At 56.0% G+C, this 2,613-nt stretch carries 2 protein-coding genes and 2 pseudogenes; 1 reads left to right on the top strand and 3 read right to left on the bottom strand.

Features of this window, described 5'->3' with window-relative positions:
- Positions 1-957: 957 nt before the first annotated feature.
- On the bottom strand, positions 958-1,149 hold the full coding sequence (locus tag FQU96_RS41920) for a Rop family plasmid primer RNA-binding protein (RefSeq protein WP_000165985.1): 192 nt from the start codon (positions 1,147-1,149) through the stop codon (positions 958-960).
- Between the two features lie 64 nt (positions 1,150-1,213).
- Between FQU96_RS41920 and FQU96_RS41915 the strand changes: the two genes are divergently transcribed.
- Entirely contained in the window at positions 1,214-1,549 is a 336-nt protein-coding gene (locus FQU96_RS41915; protein ID WP_081450183.1) for a hypothetical protein, read from the top strand.
- 17 nt (positions 1,550-1,566) lie between these two features.
- Here the strand turns inward: FQU96_RS41915 and FQU96_RS41910 are convergent.
- Together FQU96_RS41910 and lacI are read right to left on the bottom strand one after the other, a co-directional pair.
- Positions 1,567-1,908: pseudogene (locus tag FQU96_RS41910) on the bottom strand (hypothetical protein); the annotation flags it as partial.
- A 49-nt stretch (positions 1,909-1,957) separates the two neighbouring features.
- A pseudogene (lacI, locus tag FQU96_RS41900) lies at positions 1,958-2,613 on the bottom strand (DNA-binding transcriptional repressor LacI); the annotation flags it as partial.

The following is a 2,613-nucleotide window of genomic DNA, read 5'->3' as shown; positions in this document are numbered from 1 at the left end:
CCTGCGGTGGTTTGTTTGCCGGATCAAGAGCTACCAACTCTTTTTCCGAAGGTAACTGGCTTCAGCAGAGCGCAGATACCAAATACTGTCCTTCTAGTGTAGCCGTAGTTAGGCCACCACTTCAAGAACTCTGTAGCACCGCCTACATACCTCGCTCTGCTAATCCTGTTACCAGTGGCTGCTGCCAGTGGCGATAAGTCGTGTCTTACCGGGTTGGACTCAAGACGATAGTTACCGGATAAGGCGCAGCGGTCGGGCTGAACGGGGGGTTCGTGCACACAGCCCAGCTTGGAGCGAACGACCTACACCGAACTGAGATACCTACAGCGTGAGCTATGAGAAAGCGCCACGCTTCCCGAAGGGAGAAAGGCGGACAGGTATCCGGTAAGCGGCAGGGTCGGAACAGGAGAGCGCACGAGGGAGCTTCCAGGGGGAAACGCCTGGTATCTTTATAGTCCTGTCGGGTTTCGCCACCTCTGACTTGAGCGTCGATTTTTGTGATGCTCGTCAGGGGGGCGGAGCCTATGGAAAAGCGCCAGCAACGCGGCCTTTTTACGGTTCCTGGCCTTTTGCTGGCCTTTTGCTCACATGTTCTTTCCTGCGTTATCCCCTGATTCTGTGGATAACCGTATTACCGCCTTTGAGTGAGCTGATACCGCTCGCCGCAGCCGAACGACCGAGCGCAGCGAGTCAGTGAGCGAGGAAGCGGAAGAGCGCCTGATGCGGTATTTTCTCCTTACGCATCTGTGCGGTATTTCACACCGCAATGGTGCACTCTCAGTACAATCTGCTCTGATGCCGCATAGTTAAGCCAGTATACACTCCGCTATCGCTACGTGACTGGGTCATGGCTGCGCCCCGACACCCGCCAACACCCGCTGACGCGCCCTGACGGGCTTGTCTGCTCCCGGCATCCGCTTACAGACAAGCTGTGACCGTCTCCGGGAGCTGCATGTGTCAGAGGTTTTCACCGTCATCACCGAAACGCGCGAGGCAGCTGCGGTAAAGCTCATCAGCGTGGTCGTGAAGCGATTCACAGATGTCTGCCTGTTCATCCGCGTCCAGCTCGTTGAGTTTCTCCAGAAGCGTTAATGTCTGGCTTCTGATAAAGCGGGCCATGTTAAGGGCGGTTTTTTCCTGTTTGGTCACTGATGCCTCCGTGTAAGGGGGATTTCTGTTCATGGGGGTAATGAAACCGATGAAACGAGAGAGGATGCTCACGATACGGGTTACTGATGATGAACATGCCCGGTTACTGGAACGTTGTGAGGGTAAACAACTGGCGGTATGGATGCGGCGGGACCAGAGAAAAATCACTCAGGGTCAATGCCAGCGCTTCGTTAATACAGATGTAGGTGTTCCACAGGGTAGCCAGCAGCATCCTGCGATGCAGATCCGGAACATAATGGTGCAGGGCGCTGACTTCCGCGTTTCCAGACTTTACGAAACACGGAAACCGAAGACCATTCATGTTGTTGCTCAGGTCGCAGACGTTTTGCAGCAGCAGTCGCTTCACGTTCGCTCGCGTATCGGTGATTCATTCTGCTAACCAGTAAGGCAACCCCGCCAGCCTAGCCGGGTCCTCAACGACAGGAGCACGATCATGCGCACCCGTGGGGCCGCCATGCCGGCGATAATGGCCTGCTTCTCGCCGAAACGTTTGGTGGCGGGACCAGTGACGAAGGCTTGAGCGAGGGCGTGCAAGATTCCGAATACCGCAAGCGACAGGCCGATCATCGTCGCGCTCCAGCGAAAGCGGTCCTCGCCGAAAATGACCCAGAGCGCTGCCGGCACCTGTCCTACGAGTTGCATGATAAAGAAGACAGTCATAAGTGCGGCGACGATAGTCATGCCCCGCGCCCACCGGAAGGAGCTGACTGGGTTGAAGGCTCTCAAGGGCATCGGTCGAGATCCCGGTGCCTAATGAGTGAGCTAACTTACATTAATTGCGTTGCGCTCACTGCCCGCTTTCCAGTCGGGAAACCTGTCGTGCCAGCTGCATTAATGAATCGGCCAACGCGCGGGGAGAGGCGGTTTGCGTATTGGGCGCCAGGGTGGTTTTTCTTTTCACCAGTGAGACGGGCAACAGCTGATTGCCCTTCACCGCCTGGCCCTGAGAGAGTTGCAGCAAGCGGTCCACGCTGGTTTGCCCCAGCAGGCGAAAATCCTGTTTGATGGTGGTTAACGGCGGGATATAACATGAGCTGTCTTCGGTATCGTCGTATCCCACTACCGAGATGTCCGCACCAACGCGCAGCCCGGACTCGGTAATGGCGCGCATTGCGCCCAGCGCCATCTGATCGTTGGCAACCAGCATCGCAGTGGGAACGATGCCCTCATTCAGCATTTGCATGGTTTGTTGAAAACCGGACATGGCACTCCAGTCGCCTTCCCGTTCCGCTATCGGCTGAATTTGATTGCGAGTGAGATATTTATGCCAGCCAGCCAGACGCAGACGCGCCGAGACAGAACTTAATGGGCCCGCTAACAGCGCGATTTGCTGGTGACCCAATGCGACCAGATGCTCCACGCCCAGTCGCGTACCGTCTTCATGGGAGAAAATAATACTGTTGATGGGTGTCTGGTCAGAGACATCAAGAAATAACGCCGGAA

Source organism: Reyranella sp. CPCC 100927, from assembly GCF_007859315.1.
Classification (GTDB): domain Bacteria; phylum Pseudomonadota; class Alphaproteobacteria; order Reyranellales; family Reyranellaceae; genus Vineibacter.
Note: the sequence above shows the minus strand (reverse complement) of the source record. Positions and strands in the feature narration are given on the sequence as shown.